Source organism: Isoptericola chiayiensis, assembly GCF_013149805.1.
Taxonomy (GTDB): Bacteria; Actinomycetota; Actinomycetes; order Actinomycetales; family Cellulomonadaceae; genus Isoptericola; species Isoptericola chiayiensis.
The window spans coordinates 332,293-353,310 of the sequence record NZ_JABEZT010000003.1 but is presented as its reverse complement, the minus strand read 5'-3'; the positions used below and the strand labels follow the sequence as shown (position 1 = coordinate 353,310).

Sequence of the window (21,018 nt, the reverse complement as noted above, 5' to 3'; positions counted from 1 at the left end):
AGTCGAGATGACGAGAGGAAGCCATGACGTCGTCGCACGCCGAGCACGCGAACCACACCGAGCACGCGAACGAGGCCGACCAGCAGGGGCACGAGGGCCACCACGAGCACAGCGGCCACAACGACCACGAGGGCCACGGCGGCCACGCCGATCACGTCGCCCAGTTCCGGCGGCTCTTCTGGATCATGCTCGCCCTCGCCGTCCCCACGGTCGCCCTGTCGGGCACGTTCGCGATGCTGCTCGGGTACGACCTGCCCGACGCCGCGTGGGTCGGCTGGGTCTCCCCCGTGCTCGGCACCGTGATCTACCTCTGGGGCGGTCGCCCGTTCCTCACCGGCGCCTGGAGCGAGCTGCGCGGCCGGTCCCCCGGCATGATGCTGCTCATCGGGCTGGCCATCACGGTCGCCTACCTGGCCTCCCTCGGCGCGAGCCTGGGGGTGCTCGACGGCGGACTCGACTTCTGGTGGGAGCTCGCCCTCCTGGTCGTCATCATGCTGCTCGGCCACTGGGTCGAGATGCGGTCCCTGGCCCGCACCAGCTCCGCCCTGGACTCCCTGGCCGCCCTGCTGCCCGACGAGGCCGAGCGCGTCACCGACGACGGCACCGAGACCGTCTCCCCCGCCGACCTCGCCGCCGGCGACGTCGTCCTGATCCGCCCCGGCGGCAGCGTCCCCGCCGACGGCGACGTGGTCGACGGCCGCGCCGAGATGGACGAGTCCATGGTCACCGGCGAGTCGCGCACGGTGACCCGCACCGAGGGCGACCACGTCACCGCCGGCACCGTGGCCACCGACTCCGCGCTCCGCGTCGAGGTCACCGCCACCGGGGACGACACCACGCTCGCCGGCATCCAGCGACTGGTCAGCCAGGCCCAGGAGTCCAGCTCCCGCGCCCAGCGCCTCGCCGACCGCGCCGCGGCCTGGCTGTTCTGGTACGCGCTCGGCGCCGCCGGGCTCACCGCCGTCGTGTGGTCCGCGATCGGCAGCCCCGACGAGGCCGTGGTGCGCACCATCACCGTGCTCGTCATCGCCTGCCCCCACGCCCTCGGGCTCGCGATCCCGCTGGTCGTCGCGATCGCCACCGAACGCGCGGCCCGCGGCGGCGTCCTCGTCACGGACCGTCTGGCCCTGGAGAGCATGCGCACCGTCGACACCGTCCTGTTCGACAAGACCGGCACGCTGACCCGCGGCGAGCCGGCCCTCGTCGACGTCGCCGCCCGGCCCAGGACCGACGACACCGATCGAGACACCGACACCGTGCTGACGCTCGCGGCCGCCGCCGAGGCCGACAGCGAGCACCCCCTGGCCCGCGCGATCGTCGCCGCCGCCCGTGACCGCGGCCTGGACGTGCCGCGAGCCCGCGAGTTCTCCTCCGAGCCCGCCCTCGGCGTGACGGCGACGGTCGACGGCCACGAGATCCGCGTCGGCGGGCCGCGTCTCCTCGAGGAGACGGGCGCCGCCGAGGTCGACGAGGCCGCCGGATGGCGCGACGACGGCGCGACCGTGCTGCACGTGCTGCGCGACGGCGACACCGTGGGGGCCGTGCAGCTGGCCGACGAGGTGCGCCCCGAGTCGGCCGACGCCGTCGCGGCCCTGCACGAGCGCGGCGTCCAGGTCGTCATGATCACGGGCGACGCGGAGGCCGTGGCTCGTTCCGTGGCGGACGAGCTCGGCATCGACCGGTACTTCGCCGGTGTGCGCCCGGAGGACAAGGCCGACCGCGTGTCCACGCTGCAGGACGAGGGCCGACGCGTGGCGATGGTCGGCGACGGCGTCAACGACGCCCCGGCCCTCGCGCAGGCCGACGTGGGCGTCGCGATCGGCGCGGGCACGGACGTCGCGATCGCCTCGGCGGGCGTCGTCCTCGCCTCCGACGACCCTCGCTCCGTGCTGTCCGTCATCGACCTGTCCCGGGCCACGTACCGCAAGATGAAGCAGAACCTCTGGTGGGCGGCGGCCTACAACCTCGCCGCCGTGCCGCTGGCCGCCGGGGTGCTCGCGCCGGTCGGGTTCGTGCTGCCGATGTCGGTGGGCGCGCTGCTCATGTCCGCCTCGACGGTGGTCGTGGCGCTCAACGCCCAGCTGTTGCGCCGCCTCGACCTGCGGCCGGGCGGCACGGCGGACTGATCCTCCCGGTCACCGCGGCCGGTCGCGGTACGCCGTGGGCGAGAGCCCGTGCACCCGGGAGAACTGCCGGGAGAAGTACAGCGGGTCGTCGTACCCGCATCGCTGCCCGACGGCGGCCACGGGGGTCGTGGTGGCGTCCAGCAGCTCCCGGGCGCGGGCCATCCGCAGGTCGGTCTGGTAGCGCAGCGGCGACGAGCCGACCCGCCGGCGGAACGAGGCCCCGAGCTGGGACGGGCTGAGGCCGACCAGGGCGGCGAGCTCGGTGACCGAGGTGCGTCGCGGCGTCGTCGCCCGCAGGTGCTCGACGGCTCGTTCGATCGGGTCCGGGGCAGGTCCGGGCCGACGCCGTCCGACCGCGGCGACGTGCGCGAGGGCGTGCCAGGCGCACCCGGCCGCCTGGACGAGCCCGCCGGCGGTGGCGGTGTCGAGGGCGTCGATCGTCCGCGCGACGAGGCTGGCCACCGGGGCGGGGTCCTGCAGGTGGGCGACGGAGCCGCCGGCGGCGTCCCGGACCGCGGTGACCAGCGCGTCGGCGTCCGGGCCGACGGCGTGCAGCCACCACACCGTCCACGGGTCGTCCGCGGCGGCGCCGTACTCGTGCGCCACCCCGGCCGGCAGCAGGACGACGTCCCCCGGTCCGACGGCGGATCGTCCATCGGGGGGGCGGATCCAGCCCGCGCCGCCCGTGCAGACCAGGAGCACGTGCTCGCCGGCACCGGTGGGTCGGGACCTCCCGTGCCGGGCGGCGTGCGGGAAGACTCCCGCGTCGGTGACGAGCAGCCGGTCGGTGACCGGTCGCCGGCGGGCCGCGCGCACCGCCGGCGCGGGCACCACGACCATGCGTTGGCCGGTGAATCCGTCGGGCAGCGCCGACCCGCCGTCGACCGTCGTTTCGTCCATGCGCCCCAGGGAATCGCCCATCGCGCGCGGACGCAACACCGCCGTAGCGTCGAGGCATGGAGTCCCGGATCGTCCTGCCGCCCGCCCCGGCCGACCTCGCCGACCGCCCGGTCCGCGTCTGGCGCGAGCCGGTCACGATCGACACCTACGCCGTCGCCGACCCGGACCGGTTCCCCGCCTACCTCGACCAGCGCGTCTACCAGGGCTCGTCGGGGGCGGTGTACCCGATGCCGTTCGTGGAACGGGTGGCCGAGACCTCGGAGCCGCGCGCCTGGGACGCGATCCACCTGGAGAACGCCTACGTACGGCTGATGATCCTGCCGGAGCTGGGCGGGCGGATCCACGTCGGTCTGGACCGCACGCGCGGGTACGACTTCTTCTACCGCAACGACGTCATCAAGCCCGCGCTGGTGGGGCTCACGGGACCGTGGGTCTCCGGCGGGGTCGAGCTGAACTGGCCGCAGCACCACCGGCCCGCCACGGCGCTGCCCGTCGAGACGTGCATCGACCCCGCCGACGACGGCTCGGTGACCGTGTGGTGCTCCGACCACGACCCGCTGCAGCGCATGCAGGGGATGCACGGGATCCGGATCGCCCCCGACAGCGCGCTGATCGAGCTGCGCGGCCGCCTGGTGAACCGCACGGACGACGTGCAGACGTTCCTGTGGTGGGCGAACGTCGCCGCCGCGGCCGGGGACGACTACCAGGCGTTCTTCCCCACCGACGTCACCGTCGTCGCCGACCACGCCAAACGGGCGGTCACCACGTTCCCCGCGGCGTCGGGCCGCTACTACGGCGTCGACTACGCGGCACGCCGCACGGCGGACGACCCGCTCGCCGACCGGCTGGACCGGTACCGCAACATCCCGGTACCGACGTCGTACATGTGCCTCGGGTCGCGCGACGACTTCTTCGGCGGTTACGACCACGGCGCCCGCGCCGGGTTCGTGCACTGGGCGGACCATCGCATCGCTCCCGGGAAGAAGATGTGGACGTGGGGGAACGCGCCGTTCGGCTGGGCGTGGGACCGCCACCTGACGGACACGAACGGCCCGTACGTGGAGCTCATGGCGGGCGTCTTCACCGACAACCAGCCGGACTTCGCGTTCCTCGCGCCGGGCGAGACCAAGGAGTTCTCGCAGTACTGGTACCCGATCCAGGACATCGGCCCGGCCCACCAGGCCACCCGGGAGTCAGCGGTCAGCCTGGTCGTGCCGGGCACCGGGGACGACGGCGGCTCCGGGGACGACGGCGGCACCCCGGACGCCGCCGACGGTCGGGTCCGCGTCGGCGTGGCGGTGACCCGGCCGCGCCCCGGCGCCCGCGTCACCCTGCGGGCCGGGGACGAGCTGCTGCTGGACGAGACCGTCGACGTCGCCCCCGGCACGCCGCTGGTGCGGGAGCTGACCACCGCTCCGGGACTTCCGGCGACCGCCTACGAGCTGGTGGTGACGCACGACGGCGAGGACCTGGTGCGCTGGCGTCCCCGGTCGAGCACACCCCCGGCGGACCCGGAGGCGGCCGCCGCCGACGTGGTCGCCACCGCACCGCCGGCGCCCGCGGAGATCGGGTCGGTCGACGAGCTGTACGTCACCGGCCTGCACCTGGAGCAGTACCGCCACGCCACCCGCTCCCCCGAGCCGTACTGGCGCGAGGCGCTGCGCCGCGACCCCGACGACGCCCGCTGCTGCACCGCGCTGGCGGCCCGACGGTCGCGTGCGGGTCTGCTGACCGAGGCCGAGGAGCTGCTGCGCCGGGCCACCGCTCGGCTCACCCGCCGCAACCCCAACCCGCGCGACGGGGAGGCCCACTACCGGCTCGGCGTCGTGCTGACCCGGCAGGGGCGGACCGCCGAGGCCCGCGAGGCGTTCGGCACCGCGCTGTGGGACCACGCCTGGCGGGACGCCGCGACGGTGGCCACGGCGCGCCTCGACCTGGCGGCCGGCCGGGACCGGGACGCGGCCGAGGACCTCGATGCGCTGCTGACCCGCAGTCCCGGCCACACCCCGGCCCGGAACCTCGCGACCGTCGCCGCCCGTCGTCGTGGCGACGACGCCACGGCGCGCGACCTGGTGCGCGGCACCCTCGCGGTCAACCCGCTCGACGCCTGGGCCCGCGACCTGGCGGCCCGCCTGGGCGTCACCGGCACCAACGGCACCACCGGTGACGGCACCACTGGCACCACCGGCGAGGCGACGACGCCCACGGTCGACCCGACGGCCGCACTGGACGTCGCGCTCGAGCACGTCTCGGCCGGTGAGCACGACCTCGCCCGGGAGCTGCTGGACCAGATCGCCGCGGCCCCGACCCTGCCCGGGCGGCGCAACGTGGCGCCGCTGGCGCTGCTGCACCGGTCCGCCCTCGAGCTCGCCGCCGGCGCCGAGGAGTCCGCCCGCGCGACCGTGGACGCCGCTGCCGACCTCGATCGGCGGTGGTGCTTCCCGGACGCCCGCGACCTCGACGTCCTCACGCGACTGCGGCAGACCTGGCCCCGCGACCCGTTCCTCGCGGCGCTGGCCGGTCACGTCCTGTACGCCGTGGGCCGGCGGCACGAGGCGATCGCGGCGTGGCAGGTCTCCGCCGACCGGGACGGCACCGACCCCGTCGTGCTGCGCAACCTCGGGGTCGCGGCCCACAACGTGCTCGGCGACGTCGACCGGGCGGCGGCCTGCTACGCCACGGCCCGCGCGCTGGCCCCGCACGACGCCCGGCTGCTCTTCGAGTCCGACCAGCTCGCCGCCCGCCGGGGCGCCACCGCCGCCGAACGGCTCGCCGTGCTCCGCGAGCGCCCCGCCCTGGTCGCCGAGCGGGACGACCTGTCGGTCGGGCTGGCCGAGCTGCTGACCGCCGTCGGGCGGCCCGCGGAGGCGCTGGACGTGCTGACCGGCAGGTCGTTCCAGCCGTGGGAGGGCGGCGAGGGTCGGGTGCTGGCCGCGTGGGAGGACGCCCACCTGGCGCTGGGCCGCCGGGCGCTGGACGACGGCGACGCCGCGGCCGCCGTCGCGCACGCCCGGTCCGCGCTGGAGGTGCCGCAGAACCTCGGGGAGGCCCGGCACCCGCTGGCCAACACCGCCGACCTGCACCTGCTCCTCGGTGACGCGCTGGCCGCGGACGGTGCCGACGCGGACGCCCGCCGGGCGTGGACGACGGCGGCCGAGCAGCAGGGCGACTTCGAGGTGATGCAGGTGCAGGACTTCTCCGAGCGCACGGCCGCCTCGGTCCGTGCGCTGCGCCGCCTCGGACGGGTCGCCGACGCGGACGGGCTGCGGGACGGGCTGGCCGCGTACGTCGACGAGGAGGCGGGGCGGACGGCGACGGTCGACTACTTCGCGACGTCGCTGCCCACGATGCTGCTGTTCACCCAGGACGTGCAGGTGGCGCACGACGCCCGCGTGGACCGGTTGCGCGGACAGCTGGAGGAGCTGGACGCCGCACCGGGGCAACTCCCCGCGACGACGGAGGCGACCGCATGAGCGACATCTCGATCACCCCCACCTGCCTGGTCCGTGACGGCCGGCCGTGGTTCCCGGTGACCGGGGAGATCCACTTCGCGCGGATCCCGCGGGACCGCTGGGCCGAGATCCTGGAGCACGCCCGCGCCGGCGGTCTGACGTCGGTGGCGACCTACGTGTTCTGGCAGGCGCACGAACCCGAGCCGGGGGCGTTCCGGTGGGACGGGAACCGGGACCTGCGGGCGTTCGTCGAGCTCGCCGGGGCGCACGGCCTCGAGGTGGTGGTGCGGCTGGGGCCGTGGGCGCACGGCGAGGCGCGCCACGGCGGCTTCCCCGACTGGCTGACGGAGCGCTCCGACCTGGTGCCGCGCACGGACGACCCGGCCTACCTGGACCTCGTGCGGCGGCTGTACGGGCAGATCGCCGACCAGCTGGTGGGGCTGACGCTCGCCGAGGGCGGCCCGGTGATCGGCGCGCAGGTGGACAACGAGCTGGCCGACCAGCCCGAGCACCTGGCGACGCTGCGGCGGATCGCCGAGGAGTGCGGGTTGCACGTCCCCCTGTGGACGGCGACGGGTTGGGGCGGCGCGCAGGTGCCGGACACCCTGCTGGACGTGTACAGCGGCTACGCGGACGGTTTCTGGGCCGAGGCGGAGGACGGTTGGCCGGCCTGGGCGGCGCAGCACTTCCGGTACTCGAGCGTGCGGGACGACCTGGGCGTGGGCGCGGACGTGCAGGCCGCGCTGGAGGCCACGGCGTCCGACGGCGGCGCGACGGCGAGCACAGCGGCGGACGCAGCGGCGGGCACCGGGGCCACGGGCCGCACGACGCCGTTCGCGACGTGCGAGCTCGGCGGCGGCATGCACGTGGCCTACCACCGCCGTCCGCTGGTGACGCCGCGGGACGTCGCGGCGCTCGCCCTGGCCAAGCTGGGCAGCGGGTCGGTGTGGCAGGGCTACTACATGTACGCCGGGGGCACGCAGCGTGTGGGCGCGACCGGCACGGAGCAGGAGTCCCAGGCCACCGGCTACCCGAACGACGTGCCGACCCTGAGCTACGACTTCGGTGCCCCGATCGGCGAGCACGGGCAGGTCCGCGACCACCATCACCTGCTGCGCCGCCAGCACCTGTGGCTGGCGACCGACCCGGCGCTGGCCGCGATGCCGGCCACGATCCCGTCCGGCGACCCGGGCGACCCGGGCGGGCTGCGCCGGTCGGTCCGGTCGGACGGGCGGCGCGGCTACGTGTTCGCGTCCACCTACCAGCCGTCGCACTCCCCCCTGCCGGCGCAGCCCGGGGTGCAGGTCACGGTCGACCTGGACGACGGTCCGGTCACCGTCCCGTCCCGTCCCGTCGACCTCCCGTCCGGCGTCTCGGTGGTCTGGCCGGTGCGCTACCCGTTGACGGCCGGCCTGGTGCTGCGCAGCGCCACGGCCCAGCTCGTCACGCGCCTCGACCACGCCGGGCCGGACGGCGGACCCGTCGTCGTGCTGGCGGCGACCGACGGCGTCCCGGTCGAGCTGGTCCTCGACGGCGACGTCGCGGCCGACGGCCCGGTGACGGCCGCACCGCACGACGGCGGCACCCGCGTCACGCTCACCGCGCCGCCCGGGCGGGACACCGCCGTCGACCTGCCCGGGGTACTGGTGCTCGTGCTCGACGAGGGCACCGCGGACCGGCTCCACCGTCCGGTCGTCGACGGCGTGCCACGGCTCGTGCTGAGCGACGCCCCGCTGACCGTCGCCGCCGACGGGCGGACCGTCGTCGTGCGGACCGAGGCACCGGCACCGACGGTGTCGTGGTGGCGCGACGGCGGCTGGTCCCCGCGGAGCCTCGACGTCCCGCGGGCGGGACACCACCGGATCGCCGCCGACCTCGCACCCGACGCCCCGGCACCTCCCGCACCGCGACGCGGCGGACCGGCCGTCCGGCTCGCCGCACCGACCGACTTCTCCGGTGCGGCCCGTATCCACCTCGACGTCCCCGAGGAGCTGCTGGACGCCGCACCCGGCGACCGCGTCCTGCTGCGGATCGCCTGGACCGGCGACGTCGGCCGGGCCGTCCTCGCCGACGGCGCGGTGATCGGCGACCACTTCTGGCACGGCCGCGACTGGGACGTCGACTTCACGCCCTGGCGCGAGGAGGTCGCCCGCGACGGGCTCACCCTCGAGCTGCTGCCGTGGCGGCGCGCCACCGGCGTGCACGTCGACCCGTCCGTGCGGGACGTCCCCGACGGCATCCGCCTGCGCACCGCCGACGTGGTCCGCGTCGTCCGCCACCCTCTCACCCCCGACGAGCTCTGCGAGGAGACGGCATGAGAACCACGATGGTCACCGGCACCGACGCGCCCCGCACCCGGTCCGCGGCCGGCGTGCCCGGCCACCTGCCCGACCGGCTCGCGATCACCCTGTGGGACTTCTCGTGGGCCGTGCGCTCCGGACCGGGCGAACCGTTCGAGGACCTCGACGCGGCGTTCCTCGAGGCGGCCGACCGCGGCTACAACGCCGTGCGCCTCTGCGCGATGCCGTTCCTGCTGTTCCGCAGCGGCCTCGACACCACGGCCTTCCGGTTCGGTCCGATCGGCGGCGGCTACGCCTCCCGGGTGCGGTGGTACGACGTCGTCGCACCCACGACGATCGACGTCCGTGCCCGCCTGCTGGACCTCTTCCGCGCCGCCGACCGCCACGAGTTCGTCGTGATCGCCTCGTCGTGGGAGTACCAGCAGACGCCGGCGTTCGCGACCGACCGCGGCTGGTACGACGCCCTGCAGGCGGTCACGCCCGAGGACCGCGCCGTGGTGCTCGCCGAAGCGCTCGCCGACCTGGTCGACCTGCTCGTCGCCGAGGGGCTGGACCGCACGCTGGCGTTCGTCGAACCGCACAACGAGGTCCAGGCCGGTCACCTCACCGACGGCCTGGCGGGCGTCGAGGACCCGGTGGTGGAGCTGCGCGGCCGCCTGGAGGCGGCCATCGACGCGTTCGCGGCCCGCCACCCGGACGTGCTGTGCGGACCCAACTACGCGGCCGTGCCGGTCACGGCGATGCGCGGCGTCCCCCGCAACGCCCAGGTCCTCGGCGTGCACCCGTACGTCTACGGGGTCCTCGACGCGCTGGTGGAGGAGTTCGCCCTGCGGGGCGACCCGGCGGACTTCCCGCAGGACCGCGCCGACGCCGAGCTGCTGCGCCCGGGGGCGCCACGCCTCGGCGAGTGGGCACCGCCGGCCGACGAGGAGTGGAAGCGCCACGCCTCGATCGTCGGGCACGCCGAGATCTACGTGCACGACTGGTGCGACCCGGAGGCGGTGGACCGCTGGCTGTACTCGCGGTACGGCGAGCACCGGATCGCCATGGCGAACCGGCTCCGGGAGTGGATCGGCGTCGCCGCCGACGCAGCGGCGCAGCGCGGCATCCCGCTGGTCCTCGGCGAGGGCTGGGTCGGCTACACCCCGCGTGCCACCCGGTTCGAGGAGGGGCCGGTCGGGGCGCAGATCTGCCGCGACGCGGTGCGGCTCGCCGACGCCGTGGACGCCTGGGGTGCGGTGGTGTGCTCCAACGCGGCGCCCCACCACGCCATGTGGCAGGACGTGGAGATCCAGCGCGAGTGCACGGCGGTGATCCGCGGCCAGGACTCAGGAGCGCAGGTCTGAGGCGACGCCCCTCGCCACGGTGCCGGCCGGTGTGATCGCGTGCACGTAGCCGGACCGCGCCGCCACGGACAGCCGCACCTGGTCGCCGCGGCCGACACGGCCGAACAGCTCGGGCCGCACGCGGTACTCCCGGCTGGTGCCGCCGTCGTCGACCACCCGCACGAAGCACTCCGCGACCCGCCGCACCCCGCCCTCGTCGAGTGCGCCGTGCACCGACCGGCGCCGGTCGGTGACCGTGCCCACCACGGTCCGGGGCCGGACGGCGTCCAGGACGTCGCGCAGCAGCGGCGCCAGGGTGCACCACAGGAGCCCGACCGCCAGGACGCCGAGGCCGAGCGGGAGCCACCCGCCGCCACCGTCCACGGGAACGACGGGCAGGGTGGCGCCCAGCAGCCCCAGCGCGACGAAGGACAGCAGCGCACGCACGGCGGTCGGCACGGGGGCCAGCGGTCGGCGGACCGACCCTCGGCCGGGCGGAACGCTGCGACGGGAGGTCAGGGTCACCGCGGCGGCGACCCCGGCGATCAGGAGGACGAGCACGGCAAGCCGGATCGCCGTGTCGAGGGCACCGCCCGGGGTCATGCGATCAGGCGGGGACGGGCAGCGACACGGGCGTGCGCGTGGCGGCCTCGGCCAGCCACCGGTCCGGCGCCGTCCCGAACGGCTCCGCGAACCCGGAGACGTCCGTCTGCACCTCGTGCCAGGCGGCCCAGGCCAGGTCCACCCACACCGACGGGTACGACGGCGACCGCTGCAGGAAGTCCTCGCGGTCCAGGGCGTGGACGGTGCCGTCGGCGTCCCGCTCGACGTCGAGATCGAGGTCCACGAACGAGCTGACGGGGGCGGCGGCGGTCACCTGGGTGGCGACGTCGACCCGGACGCTGCCGTCGGCAGCGAACCAGGCGGCCCACGGGTCGGCGAGCGGGAGCAGCAGGACGCCGCCGTCGTGCACGGCGAACCAGTCGCCCCACTCGTCGAACCCGAGGACGTCGGCCCGCCACCGGCCGCGCACGGCACCGCAGGGCTTGCGCTTCTCGATCCGGATCGTCATGGCCCACCCCCCGAGGCGTGTCGCTGGTCCGCACGACTGTGCCGGGCGCGGGTGGCACCGCCGCCTCGGAGGGGTGACGATCACCTCACCATCAGGTGAACATCAGGTGGCCGCGCCGGGTCACACGGCCGTGTAGCCGCCGTCGACGAGCCAGTACGCTCCCGTGACGAACGAGGCGTCCTGCGACAGCAGGAAGCGCACCACGTTCGCGACCTCGGCGGGGGTGCCGAGCCGACCGAGCATGTGCTTGCCCTGCAGGGCCTCGAGCGCCTCCGTGGACAGCGACGACTCCACGAGCGGGGTCTCGATGTATCCCGGGCCGACGGCGTTGATCCGCAGGCCCTGCGCGCCGTACTCCGCGGCGGCGTTCTTGGTGATGCCGACGACGCCGTGCTTGGCGGCCGTGTAGGCGCCGTTGCCGATCGCCGCCACCGTGCCGTGGATGGACGCCATGTTGACGATCGCGCAGTCCTCGGCACCCTGGGCCAGCATCGCCGGGATCTGGGCGCGCAGCCCGTAGAGCACGCCGTTGAGGTTGATGTCGATGACCTTGTCCCAGTCGTCGAGGTCGAGCTCGCCGGCGGGCGCCTGCTTGCCCCCGATCCCCGCGTTGTTGACCGCGAGGTGCAGGCCGCCGAACGTCTCCTTCGCGAAGTCCACGACCTTCGTCGCGTCGTCCTTGCTCGCCGTGTCCTGCTGCACGGCGGCGGCGGTCCCGCCCGCGGCCGTGATCTCGTCCGCCACGCGCCCGGCGGAGTCGAGCTGGATGTCCGTGACCACCACCTGCGCGCCGGCCGCCGCCAGGTCCTTGCTGATGGCCTCGCCGATGCCCGAACCGCCGCCGGTCACCAGCGCCACCTTGCCGTCGAACGTCATCTGTCCACTCCTTCGCACGACGCCCCGGCACGGGCAGGGGCACGGGCGACCGTCGGCGACATCGGCGGCGGACGGCAGCGCGCGGGACGTGCCCGTCCGGGACGGTTGACCACCGGCCGCTCGGGCCGGTGCTGACCACTTCACCGTAACGCCGCCACGGTCCCGCAGCGGGCCGGGACGAGCATTCGTGTCCGACGCCACGTCGCGGGAGGATCGGGTCATGGCGGACGTGGAGACGGACTACCTCGTGATCGGCGCCGGCGCGTCGGGGATGGCGTTCACCGACGCGGTGCTCGACGGCGGCGACGCGCACGTGACGCTGGTCGACCGGCGTGACGACGTCGGCGGGCACTGGCGCGACGCCTACCCGTTCGTGCGCCTCCATCAGGCCTCCCCCTTCTACGGGGTGGCCTCCACCCCGTTCGACACCGGCGTGCAGACCACGGGGCCCGAGGCGGGCCTGGGCGGGCGCGCCACGGGTGCGGAGGTGCGCGGCTACTACGAGGGGGTCCTGCGCGACCGGTTCCTGCCGAGCGGCCGGGTCAGGTTCCTCGGCGGTCACGAGGCACGGCTGCCGGAGTCCGGCGGTGCGGGCACGTGCACCCTCGTCGAGGCCGCCACGGGTGCCGAGCAGGAGGTGCGGGTGCGCCGTCGGGTGGTGGACGCCCGCTACCTGTCGCCCGAGATCCCGGCCCTCACGCCCCCGCCGTTCGCCGTGGACGACGACGCGACGTGCGTCCCGGTGGGCGACCTCCCCGCGGTCGCGGACGACGCCGGGGCCTTCGTGGTCGTCGGGTCGGGCAAGACCGCCACCGACGCGATCGTGTGGATCCTGCAGCGCGGCACCGCCCCGGACGCGATCTGGTGGGTGCGCCCGCGCGACCCGTGGATGCTCGACCGGGCCGTGGTCCAGCCCGACCCCGCCGTCTTCCTCTCGATGGCGACGGCCGTCATGACCGCCGGCGCGACGGCGTCCTCGGTGGACGACCTCTTCCTGCGGCTCGAGGACGACGGCGTCATGCTGCGCCTGGACCCCGACGTCACGCCCACGATGGCCCGCGTGCCGACGCTGGGCCGGTGGGAGCTGGACCTGCTGCGCACCGTGACCCGCGTGGTGCGGCACGGGCACCTGCGGCGGGTCTCGGCGGGCCTGCTGCGCTGCGACGACGGCGACGTCGCCGTGCCCCGCGACGCCGTCGTCGTGCACTGCGCCGCCGACGGGTTGCGCGTGCGGCCGCCCGTCCCGGTGTGGTCGCCCGGACGGATCGTCGTCCAGCCGGTCCGGGCCGGCTTCCCCTGCTTCGGCGCGGCCCTCACCGGGCACGTCGAGGCCACCCGCGGCGACCGGGACGACGACGAGCTCAACGCCCTGTGCGCGCCCACGCCGCTGTTCTCCACGCCGCGGGACTGGGTCGCGGCGCAGGGCGCCGGCGCGCTCTCCTCGGCGGCGTTCATGGCGGACCCGGACCTGGCCCGCTGGGCGCACTCCACGTCGCTCAACCCGGCCCGGGTGCGGCCCGAGGACCGCGAGCGCCCCGAGGTCCGCGCGGTGCTCGGCCGGCTGCGCGACGTCTCCGCGGAGGGGGCGCGCGGCCTCCTGCGGCTCGGGGCCGCGTGAGGGGTGCGTCCGGCGGTCCGGTCCGCCACGATGGGCCCATGACCCCACGCCTGACCCGCTCCGCCGGGATGCCTGCTCTCGCCCTGGCCGCCGTGCTCGCCCTGTCGGGGTGCACGGGCGACGACGACGCGACGCCGGGAGAGGCGGTGACGTTGCCGTCGGCGTCCGAGAGCGCCGACGAGCCGACCGCCGAGGAGTCGAGCGCCGAGGACGGTGCGGCCGACGACGACGGTTCTGACGACGGCGGTGCCGACGACGACGGTGCCGACGACTCCGACGGCGGCGCGGGCGGCGCGGGCGGGGACGACTCCGCCCCCACGGACCGCACCACCACCGGCCTGTCGGCGATCGCGCTGGCCGAGGCCGAGACGGGCGGGGCCGCCTACGCGCTCGACGACGAGGACGGCGGCTGGCAGGTGGACGTCGCGGACGGTGACCGGTCGGTCGAGGTGACGACGAACGCGGCCGGCACCGAGGTGACCGGCACGGAGTCCGGGGACCTGGACGGCGAGGACCGCGACGCGCTCGACGCCACGCAGGTCAGCCTGTCCGAGGCGGTCCAGCGCGTCGTCGGGCAGTCCGGTGGTGCGCTGCAGGACGCCGAGCTCGACGTCGACGACGGCGCCGCGCACTGGTCCGTGGGCGTCACGCTGCCCGACGGCGGCGACCAGGACTTCACGGTCTCGCTCGAGACCGGGGAGGTCTCGCAGGACGACGACTGACGCGGTCGCTGCCGGGCGTCACGGCCCGGTGACGGGAAGCTCCTCGCCGAGCCGCGGGAACGACGGCTGGGCGCCGGGGGTCACCACGGAGAACGCTCCGGCCCGCACGGCGGTGCGGGCGGCGGCGACCAGGTCGTCACCGGCGGCGAGGCGCGTCGCGAGCGCGCCGGCGAACGCGTCCCCGGCGCCCGTGGTGTCGACGGCCGCGACGCGCGGGGACGGCACCACGACGGGTCCGTCGGCGCCGGCGACGACGGCACCCGCACCGCCCATGGTCAGCACGACGGAGCGCGGGCCGAGGGCCAGGAGCTCCTCGACGACGGCGAACGGCGCGTCCGCGATGGGACGGCCGGCGTCGCTGAGGAGCCGTTCGGCCTCGCCGCCGTTGACGACGAGCGGGTCGGCGAGTGCCAGCACGTCGGGTGCGACGTCGACGACGGGGGCCAGGTTGAGCAGGACGCGTCCGCGGGCGGCCCGCACGGCCGCCTCGATGCCGGGCACGGGGATCTCGCCCTGCACGACGACGACGTCGGCGCCCGCGAGCAGGTCGCGGTGCCGGTCGACGACGGCGGGGCCGACGGCGGCGTTCGCCCCGCGCACCACCACGATGGAGTTCTCGCCCTCGGCGCCGACGACGACGAGCGCGACGCCGGTCGGGCCGGGCACGACGTCGACGGCGTCGAGCGAGACGCCGTCGCGGCGCACGCCGGCGAGGGCCGCCTCGGCGAACGCGTCGGACCCGACGGCACCGACCAGGGCGACGTCGGCGCCGAGGCGGGCGGCGGCGACCGCCTGGTTGGCGCCCTTGCCGCCGGGCAGCACGGTCATGGACTCGGCGAGCACGGTCTCGCCGGGTTCGGGCAGGGCGGGCACGGGTGCGACGAGGTCGGCGTTGACCGAGCCGACGACCACGATGGAGGTCATCTCCGGGCCACCTCCACGGGTCGGGGGCAGGGCGGACGGCGCACCGTGCGGACGGTGGCACCAGGGGAACGACCGCGCACCGCGGGCCGTTCCCCCATGATCCCGCACGAATGTGTCGGCGGCGTTGCCGACGCACCGACGGCCGGTGCCGGGGTCAGCAGGCCAGCAGCTCGCGCAGCCGGGCGGCGAACGCCGCGGGGTCGTTCTCCGGGGACCACTCGGTGCGCACGAACCCGCCGTGGTCGCCGGGGAACACGACGGGCCGGGTGCCGAGCGCGTCGGCGAGGGCGGCCGCGCCGCGGGTGGCGAGGGCCCCGGGCGGCGAGGCGGCACCGAGGGCGGGCAGGATCCGGACGACGCCGTCCCGGGTCAGGGCGCGCAGGGCTTCGACGGGTGGTTCCCACAGGGGCATGGTGGCGAGGGTGCGGCCGAGCAGCAGGTCGTCGCGGCGGCCGTCGTCGGCGGTGGGCAGGCCGAACTGCGCCGGGTCGGGGTCGGGTGCGGCGAGGAACGCGGGCGTGAGGGGCTCGGTGGCGAGGACGAGCCGGAGGAACTTGGCCATCGCCGGGCCGAACCCGCGCTCGGCGTAGGTGGCGACGATGTCGGTCTGGGCGCGGACGGCGACGTCGCGGTCCTCGAGCAGCGCGGTCAGCGGCGGTTCGTGGGCGACGACGCGGCGTACGTCGTCGGGGTGGGCGGCGGCCCAGGCGAGCGCGGTGACGGCGCCGCCGGAGGAGCCCAGCACGTCGACGGGTCCGAGGGCGGCGTCGGTGACCACGGCGTGCAGGTCCGCGGCGTGGTCGCCGACCGCGGTGCCGCCGTCGTCGGCCAGCGTGGAGCGTCCGACGCCGCGCGGGTCGTAGGTCAGGACGGTGCGGTCGTCGAGCTCGGCGACGAGCTGCGCGAAGTCGTCGGCCGCCATCGGGTTGCCGAGCACGAACAGGGGGCACTGCCCGGCGTCGGTGCCGGGACGGAGGTCGTAGGCGATCCCGGCACCGGGGACGTCGAGCGTGCGGGTGGTGGGGCCGTCGGTGTCGCTGGTCATGCCCTGTGGACGACGCGGACGCCCCCGACTCATCGCACCGCTACTCGTCGTCCTCCCAGTCGTCGGGCTCCTCGATGGTGAAGGACCCGCCGAAGTGCACCGAGTCCGGGTCGACGCCGAGCCCCTCGGCGATCTGGCGGCGCATCTTCTCGGCCATCGTGACGTCCTGGGTGGCGTCGCTCATCGACCGGTACGTCTCGGCGTCCACGCCGAACTCGGCCTGCGTCCAGGCGTCGAAGGCCCGCTCGTAGGCGGGGCTCGGGTCCTCGAGCACGTACTCGACGACCTGCTCCAGCGGGAAGTGCCGGGTGCGGCGCGGCGTCTCGCCGTCGGGCGCGAGACGGACGGCCAGGACGCCGTCGATCACCTCGAACCGCTCGAGACCGGGGCGCCGGAAGTACTCGGTGGGGCGGTCGGCCAGGTGGACCACCAGGAGCTCGTCGCTCACCGGTTCGCTGGACGGGCTCGTCGGGTAGGTGCGCGGCGCGGGTCGCGAGGTCGTGTCAGACATCAGTACCGAGCATGCGCCCTTCGGCGCCCGTTGTCACGGCTGTTCTCCCGCGGCGCAACCGCCGGGGCCCGCGCACGGCCCGCCGTCGTCCACAGGGCGGGCCCGCGGCACGACGGCGGGAGCGCAGGTCGCGCCACGGTGGCCCGGCCGGGCGGCACGCCCGGCACACGGACCCGAGGAGGACCCGTGCCCGCTCCGACCGACTCGCCCGGCCGCGCCGACGCGCGCGTCAGCGACCCGCCGCGCCGTCCGGGGGAGGCGCCCCCTCTGCCCCGCCGCCGGTTCACCCATCCCGAGCTCGTCGACCTGCGCACCGCGTGGCTGGCCGAGCAGCGGCTCGCCGCCGACCGGGACCACACGTGGTGCCCCGACCGGCACGGGTGGATGCTCCGGGACGGCCTCGACGCGGTGCTCGAACCCGTGGTGCTGCCGGACACCTGGGGCGCGACGTCGTTCTACCGGTTCACCGAGCTGGACGCGCCCGTGGCCGCCGACCTGCTGGAACGCCTCCCCGAGGAGTACCTGCGCACCGAGCGGCAGAACGACGGGCCGAGCCTCGGCGCCGTGCTGCGCGCCGTCGTCGCCCACCCCGACCGGCTGCGCGCGCACGGCTACCTCGTGGGTCCGGGCCGCTGCGACGAACGGATCACCGTCGAGGGGGTGCTGGTGCGCACCGACCACGAGTTCGTGCTCGGCGACCACCACGGGCCCGGGTGCCAGTGCGACCACCTGGAACGGTTCGTCGCAGGGCTCGGCGTCGACGACGCGCTGGTCCCGCCGCACGAGGTCGGCCGGTGGTGGGGCCTGGGCACGGGGCGCGGCCCCGCCGAGCCGGAGCAGTACTGGTACCGGCTGTGGTGGGACTGACCGGCGCGTCGCGGGGCGCCGGCGCACCGTCGTCCACAGCCTGTGGACGACGCCGGCAGCGTCCCGTCCCCCGCCGCTAGCGTCCCGGTCATGGCCCACCTCGACCTCGACACCAGCGACCTCGCCGCGGCAGCACGGCAGGCCGGACGCGCCGCGGACGCCCTCGAGGCCGTCGCGCACGACCCCGTGACCGCGGGGGGCGGACCGGCCGAGGCCCGCGCCGCCGCCGGCGACCCGGTGCTCGCCGCGGCCGTGACCGACCTGCTGGACGCCTGGCGCCCCGCGCACCGCGACCTCGTCGCCACGCTCGCCGGCCTCGCCGACCGCCTGGGGGCGGCGTCGACCGCGTTCGAGCAGGCCGAGGTCGCGGCCGTCGAACGCCTCGCGCGGGCGGTGACCGGGGACGGGTCATGACGGACGTCCCGTTCACCCCGCTGGCGGGCTCTCCCCCGCAGATGGAGGGCCTCTCCGCCGCCGCGGCACGCGCAGCCGCGGCTCTGGCGACGACCCGGACCGACCTGGACCGGCTCCGGCGCGGTCTCGAGCAGCACCGCTCGGACGCCGTCGACGCCGCACGCCAGGTCACCGACGCCCTCGGGGCCGAGGCGGACGTCGTCGGCACGGTGCTGCGGCACGCCGCCACCGTCCTGACGGGCCGCGCCGCGGACCTGGCGAGCGAACGGCGGGAGGCCGCGCTGGCGCTCGAGCGCCGCGCCGTCGCGACCGCCCGGCTGCGGCACGCGGAGGCGGACGAGGCCGAGGCCTGGCAGCAGGACGCGCTGACCGCCGACCCGGCGACCACCGCCACCCGGTTGTGGGAGGCCCGGCGCCGCGCCGAGCAGGCGTGCCAGGACGTCGCGGCCGCCGAGGCCGACTGGTACCGGGCCCGCGAGGCCAAGGAGTCCGGGTCCAAGCTGGCCGCCGCGCGGCTCGGGGGCCTCGACCGCACCGGAGCCCTGCGCCTGGCCGCCGCGTCCGGGAGCTCCATGGCGCGGTACCGGGCCGGGTGGGACCGGGGGGTGCGGCTGGCCGCGATGCTGGCGACGACGTTCCCCGACGGCTCGCGCGAGGACCAGGCCGCCGCCCGCGCCGACCTGGCCGCCGCGATCCGTGCCGCCGGCGACGACCCCGTCGTGTGGACCGCGTTCTGGCAGCACGTCACCCCGGCACAGGTCGCCCGGGTGCTCGGCTCCGGGTCCGGCGCCCCCGTGCAGGAGCTGGCCGCCGGCCTCGCGGCGTGGGCCGGCACGGCGACGGCGGCGGAGCAGCGGGAGCAGGGTGCGGCGCTGGTCGCGGCCCTCGGGGACTCCACGCTCGGGATGGACGACCGGGCGCAGCTCGTCGCCGGCCTGTTCGCGGGTCTCCCGCTCCCGGTGTTCGTCGGCGCGGCGGACGCGCTCGGCGCCCGCCACGGGCACGAACCTCGCGACGACCTCTTCGTGGCAGGGTCGGGGCCCGTGGTCGTCGCGGTCGCGACCGGACTGTCCGCCGACCCCGACGCGGCGCTCGACCACCTCGCACCCGAGGACGCCGATCTCGCCGCCGTGCGGATCCGGTCCTGGTTCGGCCGGGTGCCGCCGGACGGCTGGCCCGACGGCGGGGCCGCGGTGGCAGGTCTGCTCGCCGTGGCCGTCCGGCACGGCAGCGCGTCGTCGGACTCCGCGACGCAGTCCCGGGCCGCGCTCGTGGTGGAACGCGCCACGCCGGAGCTCGTGGGCCATCGCGGGCTGCTCGGCCCCCACTCCGCGGTCCCCGACGAGGCCGCACGGCACGTCGCGCTCGCGTACGAGCCGTACATCCCGATCTTCGAGGAGATCGAGGACCCCGAGCTGGACGACGGGACGACGCCGGGCACGGCGACCTGCGTGCAGCCTCGGCTGGACGCGTTCGAGCTGCGCCGGCTCATCGGCGTGACGTCGGGCACCCCGGTTGCGGCCGACCACTGGCTGGGTGCCGCCGACCGCTACGTGGCACGGGTGGCGGACGGCATGGACGCACCGCTGGACGCCTCGGGCCGGACCGCCGCGGCGCAGGACACCGTCGGGGACACCGGGGTCGTCGCCGGTGCCACCCGCTCGCCGATCCTGCTCGAGGCCCGCGCCGACCAGGCCCGCACGGAGGCGGCGACGGGGTGGCTCAACACGGGCCTCGGCCTGTCGACGGCGACGGCACGGCCGGCCGCCTCCGTGATCACGACCGGCGCGGGTCTGCTGCTGCCGCCCCTGCTGCCCGACCAGGTGGCCGAGGCGCGCGAGACCGTCCTGCGCGACGAGTCGCTGCTGCGCGAACGGTTCGCCGCCCCGTTGCACGAGGCGGCCACGGAAGCCGACGCGGCCGCCGGCCTCGACCCGGAGGCCGCCCCTGCCCGGCTCGACCAGCTCGATCCCGACTCGCACGCGATCGGGAGCCGCTTCGACGAACGCTACGGGGTCTACTCCGACCTCCGCCGCACCCTGGGAGACTCCTCATGACCGACCTGCTCGCCGCGCACCGCCGCCGGATGCTGTTCGTCCCGACGACGATCGTCGCCGCCATGGCGCTCCTCGTGGCCACCCTGACGTCCTGGGGTCCGAGCCTGTCCGCCGTCTACCGCGAGCACCGGGACCAACGCTGGGTCCCGGCGTCGTGGGTCCTGACCGTCGACGACTTCCCGGACGGTGACGCCGAGGTGATCCCCGTGCGCGAGGAGTGGCTGGCGAGGCCCTCCCGGGACGACCCGTACGGTCCGCGGACCCCCGTCCCGCACCGGCTGCCCGGGCTGGAGCTCATCACCTCGCCCGGGTACGGCTGGGACTGGTGCGGCGACCTGTGGACCACCGGCCTGCACCGCGGCGACGTCGCCGTCTCCGGTGTCCGGACGGGGGGGCTGGAGGTCTTCACCCTGGCCGCCCACCCCGAGGCACCGAGGCCCGCCACCTACCTGCTCGGGGTCAACCTGCGGGACCCCGCGGCAGGCTCGCACGTCGACCCGCAGGTCCCGCAGACGGCGCTGCTCTGCGACGGGCCTGCACCCGCCGAGGTCGCCCCGCTCGGCGACCGCATCGTGCCCGGCCCCGGCGGCTCCCCCGTCGAGCTGCGGGGCGACCGCGGCTGGGCGGGGCTCACGGGTCCGTCGCCGTCGGGGAGCGCCGCCGGGTCCCGGCAGGCCGCCGCCGCCGTGGCCTGGTTCGACGACCGCGTGGTGCTGCTCGGGGTGACGGCACCGGCCGGGGCGACCGTGGACTGGGAGGCGGAGATCGACCGGCTCGTCGCGGCAGCCACGCCCGCAACCACCGTGTGA

The 21,018-nt window shown here is 76.2% G+C and carries 17 protein-coding genes; 10 read left to right on the top strand and 7 right to left on the bottom strand.

Annotated elements, in window-relative coordinates; translation table 11 throughout:
• Positions 1–23: 23 nt before the first annotated feature.
• The gene (locus HDG68_RS07905; RefSeq protein WP_172150906.1) at positions 24–2,126 is read left to right on the top strand and encodes a heavy metal translocating P-type ATPase; all 2,103 of its coding nucleotides are present in this window, start codon (positions 24–26) and stop codon (positions 2,124–2,126) included.
• A gap of 9 nt (positions 2,127–2,135) precedes the next feature.
• Here HDG68_RS07905 and HDG68_RS07900 read toward each other — a convergent pair whose 3' ends face one another.
• A complete protein-coding gene (locus tag HDG68_RS07900) occupies positions 2,136–3,026 on the bottom strand; it encodes an AraC family transcriptional regulator (protein ID WP_172150905.1) in 891 nt (296 codons plus the stop codon).
• Positions 3,027–3,082: 56 nt separating this feature from the next.
• On the opposite strand from HDG68_RS07900, the gene HDG68_RS07895 reads away from it, so the two are divergent.
• The 3 genes from HDG68_RS07895 to HDG68_RS07885 are packed head-to-tail and all read left to right on the top strand — an operon-like array spanning position 3,083 to position 10,124.
• Complete coding sequence (locus HDG68_RS07895; RefSeq protein WP_172150904.1) at positions 3,083–6,499, top strand: DUF5107 domain-containing protein; 3,417 nt, start codon at positions 3,083–3,085, stop codon at positions 6,497–6,499.
• The gene (locus HDG68_RS07890) at positions 6,496–8,796 is read left to right on the top strand and encodes a beta-galactosidase (RefSeq protein ID WP_172150903.1); all 2,301 of its coding nucleotides are present in this window, start codon (positions 6,496–6,498) and stop codon (positions 8,794–8,796) included. Before HDG68_RS07895 ends, HDG68_RS07890 begins: the two co-directional genes overlap by 4 nt.
• Positions 8,793–10,124 carry a cellulase-like family protein gene (locus HDG68_RS07885; protein ID WP_216648149.1) on the top strand — a complete coding sequence of 444 codons (1,332 nt, stop codon included), beginning with the start codon at positions 8,793–8,795 and terminating at the stop codon, positions 10,122–10,124. Before HDG68_RS07890 ends, HDG68_RS07885 begins: the two co-directional genes overlap by 4 nt.
• Here the strand turns inward: HDG68_RS07885 and HDG68_RS07880 are convergent.
• The 3 genes from HDG68_RS07880 to HDG68_RS07870 all read right to left on the bottom strand — a co-directional run bounded on the left by HDG68_RS07880 (position 10,107) and on the right by HDG68_RS07870 (position 12,051).
• The gene (locus HDG68_RS07880; protein ID WP_172150902.1) at positions 10,107–10,706 is read right to left on the bottom strand and encodes a hypothetical protein; all 600 of its coding nucleotides are present in this window, start codon (positions 10,704–10,706) and stop codon (positions 10,107–10,109) included. The two genes, HDG68_RS07885 and HDG68_RS07880, sit on opposite strands and share 18 nt — an antisense overlap.
• A gap of 4 nt (positions 10,707–10,710) precedes the next feature.
• On the bottom strand, positions 10,711–11,175 hold the full coding sequence (locus tag HDG68_RS07875; RefSeq protein ID WP_172150900.1) for a ribonuclease FAU-1 family protein: 465 nt from the start codon (positions 11,173–11,175) through the stop codon (positions 10,711–10,713).
• Positions 11,176–11,295: 120 nt separating this feature from the next.
• Complete coding sequence (locus HDG68_RS07870; protein WP_172150898.1) at positions 11,296–12,051, bottom strand: SDR family NAD(P)-dependent oxidoreductase; 756 nt, start codon at positions 12,049–12,051, stop codon at positions 11,296–11,298.
• A gap of 220 nt (positions 12,052–12,271) precedes the next feature.
• On the opposite strand from HDG68_RS07870, the gene HDG68_RS07865 reads away from it, so the two are divergent.
• Both HDG68_RS07865 and HDG68_RS07860 read left to right on the top strand, forming a co-directional pair.
• Positions 12,272–13,669 carry an NAD(P)-binding protein gene (locus tag HDG68_RS07865; protein ID WP_172150896.1) on the top strand — a complete coding sequence of 466 codons (1,398 nt, stop codon included), beginning with the start codon at positions 12,272–12,274 and terminating at the stop codon, positions 13,667–13,669.
• Between the two features lie 38 nt (positions 13,670–13,707).
• Positions 13,708–14,391, top strand: coding sequence for a PepSY domain-containing protein (locus tag HDG68_RS07860; protein WP_172150895.1), 684 nt, complete (start codon positions 13,708–13,710; stop codon positions 14,389–14,391).
• An 18-nt stretch (positions 14,392–14,409) separates the two neighbouring features.
• Here HDG68_RS07860 and HDG68_RS07855 read toward each other — a convergent pair whose 3' ends face one another.
• The 3 genes from HDG68_RS07855 to HDG68_RS07845 form a co-directional block, all read right to left on the bottom strand.
• The gene (locus tag HDG68_RS07855; RefSeq protein WP_172150893.1) at positions 14,410–15,315 is read right to left on the bottom strand and encodes a ribokinase; all 906 of its coding nucleotides are present in this window, start codon (positions 15,313–15,315) and stop codon (positions 14,410–14,412) included.
• Between the two features lie 154 nt (positions 15,316–15,469).
• Positions 15,470–16,360 (bottom strand): alpha/beta fold hydrolase, encoded by an 891-nt coding sequence (locus HDG68_RS17340; RefSeq protein WP_172150891.1) that lies wholly within the window; start codon positions 16,358–16,360, stop codon positions 15,470–15,472.
• Positions 16,361–16,400: 40 nt separating this feature from the next.
• Positions 16,401–16,871: a hypothetical protein gene (locus tag HDG68_RS07845; protein WP_172150889.1), complete on the bottom strand. Its 471-nt coding sequence runs from the start codon at positions 16,869–16,871 to the stop codon at positions 16,401–16,403.
• A 186-nt stretch (positions 16,872–17,057) separates the two neighbouring features.
• On the opposite strand from HDG68_RS07845, the gene HDG68_RS07840 reads away from it, so the two are divergent.
• From HDG68_RS07840 to HDG68_RS07825, 4 genes are all read left to right on the top strand, one after another.
• On the top strand, positions 17,058–17,738 hold the full coding sequence (locus tag HDG68_RS07840) for a hypothetical protein (protein ID WP_172150888.1): 681 nt from the start codon (positions 17,058–17,060) through the stop codon (positions 17,736–17,738).
• Positions 17,739–17,828: 90 nt separating this feature from the next.
• Positions 17,829–18,152, top strand: a complete 324-nt coding sequence (locus HDG68_RS07835; protein WP_172150887.1) for a hypothetical protein — start codon at positions 17,829–17,831, stop codon at positions 18,150–18,152.
• Positions 18,149–20,209 carry a hypothetical protein gene (locus tag HDG68_RS07830; protein WP_172150886.1) on the top strand — a complete coding sequence of 687 codons (2,061 nt, stop codon included), beginning with the start codon at positions 18,149–18,151 and terminating at the stop codon, positions 20,207–20,209. The genes HDG68_RS07835 and HDG68_RS07830 overlap by 4 nt, the downstream gene beginning before the upstream one ends.
• Positions 20,206–21,018: a hypothetical protein gene (locus tag HDG68_RS07825; RefSeq protein ID WP_172150885.1), complete on the top strand. Its 813-nt coding sequence runs from the start codon at positions 20,206–20,208 to the stop codon at positions 21,016–21,018. Before HDG68_RS07830 ends, HDG68_RS07825 begins: the two co-directional genes overlap by 4 nt.

What these genes read in the sequence shown, in the direction of transcription:
- HDG68_RS07865 (WP_172150896.1), top strand. Translation starts at nt 12,272, where the DNA reads ATGGCGGACGTGGAGACGGACTACCTCGTGATCGGCGCCGGCGCGTCG.
- HDG68_RS07875 (WP_172150900.1), bottom strand. Translation starts at nt 11,175, where the DNA reads ATGACGATCCGGATCGAGAAGCGCAAGCCCTGCGGTGCCGTGCGCGGC.
- HDG68_RS07855 (WP_172150893.1), bottom strand. Translation starts at nt 15,315, where the DNA reads ATGACCTCCATCGTGGTCGTCGGCTCGGTCAACGCCGACCTCGTCGCA.
- HDG68_RS07905 (WP_172150906.1), top strand. Translation starts at nt 24, where the DNA reads ATGACGTCGTCGCACGCCGAGCACGCGAACCACACCGAGCACGCGAAC.
- HDG68_RS07895 (WP_172150904.1), top strand. Translation starts at nt 3,083, where the DNA reads ATGGAGTCCCGGATCGTCCTGCCGCCCGCCCCGGCCGACCTCGCCGAC.
- HDG68_RS07825 (WP_172150885.1), top strand. Translation starts at nt 20,206, where the DNA reads ATGACCGACCTGCTCGCCGCGCACCGCCGCCGGATGCTGTTCGTCCCG.
- HDG68_RS07835 (WP_172150887.1), top strand. Translation starts at nt 17,829, where the DNA reads ATGGCCCACCTCGACCTCGACACCAGCGACCTCGCCGCGGCAGCACGG.
- HDG68_RS07845 (WP_172150889.1), bottom strand. Translation starts at nt 16,871, where the DNA reads ATGTCTGACACGACCTCGCGACCCGCGCCGCGCACCTACCCGACGAGC.
- HDG68_RS07860 (WP_172150895.1), top strand. Translation starts at nt 13,708, where the DNA reads ATGACCCCACGCCTGACCCGCTCCGCCGGGATGCCTGCTCTCGCCCTG.
- HDG68_RS07885 (WP_216648149.1), top strand. Translation starts at nt 8,793, where the DNA reads ATGAGAACCACGATGGTCACCGGCACCGACGCGCCCCGCACCCGGTCC.
- HDG68_RS17340 (WP_172150891.1), bottom strand. Translation starts at nt 16,360, where the DNA reads ATGACCAGCGACACCGACGGCCCCACCACCCGCACGCTCGACGTCCCC.
- HDG68_RS07900 (WP_172150905.1), bottom strand. Translation starts at nt 3,026, where the DNA reads ATGGACGAAACGACGGTCGACGGCGGGTCGGCGCTGCCCGACGGATTC.
- HDG68_RS07890 (WP_172150903.1), top strand. Translation starts at nt 6,496, where the DNA reads ATGAGCGACATCTCGATCACCCCCACCTGCCTGGTCCGTGACGGCCGG.
- HDG68_RS07830 (WP_172150886.1), top strand. Translation starts at nt 18,149, where the DNA reads ATGACGGACGTCCCGTTCACCCCGCTGGCGGGCTCTCCCCCGCAGATG.
- HDG68_RS07870 (WP_172150898.1), bottom strand. Translation starts at nt 12,051, where the DNA reads ATGACGTTCGACGGCAAGGTGGCGCTGGTGACCGGCGGCGGTTCGGGC.
- HDG68_RS07880 (WP_172150902.1), bottom strand. Translation starts at nt 10,706, where the DNA reads ATGACCCCGGGCGGTGCCCTCGACACGGCGATCCGGCTTGCCGTGCTC.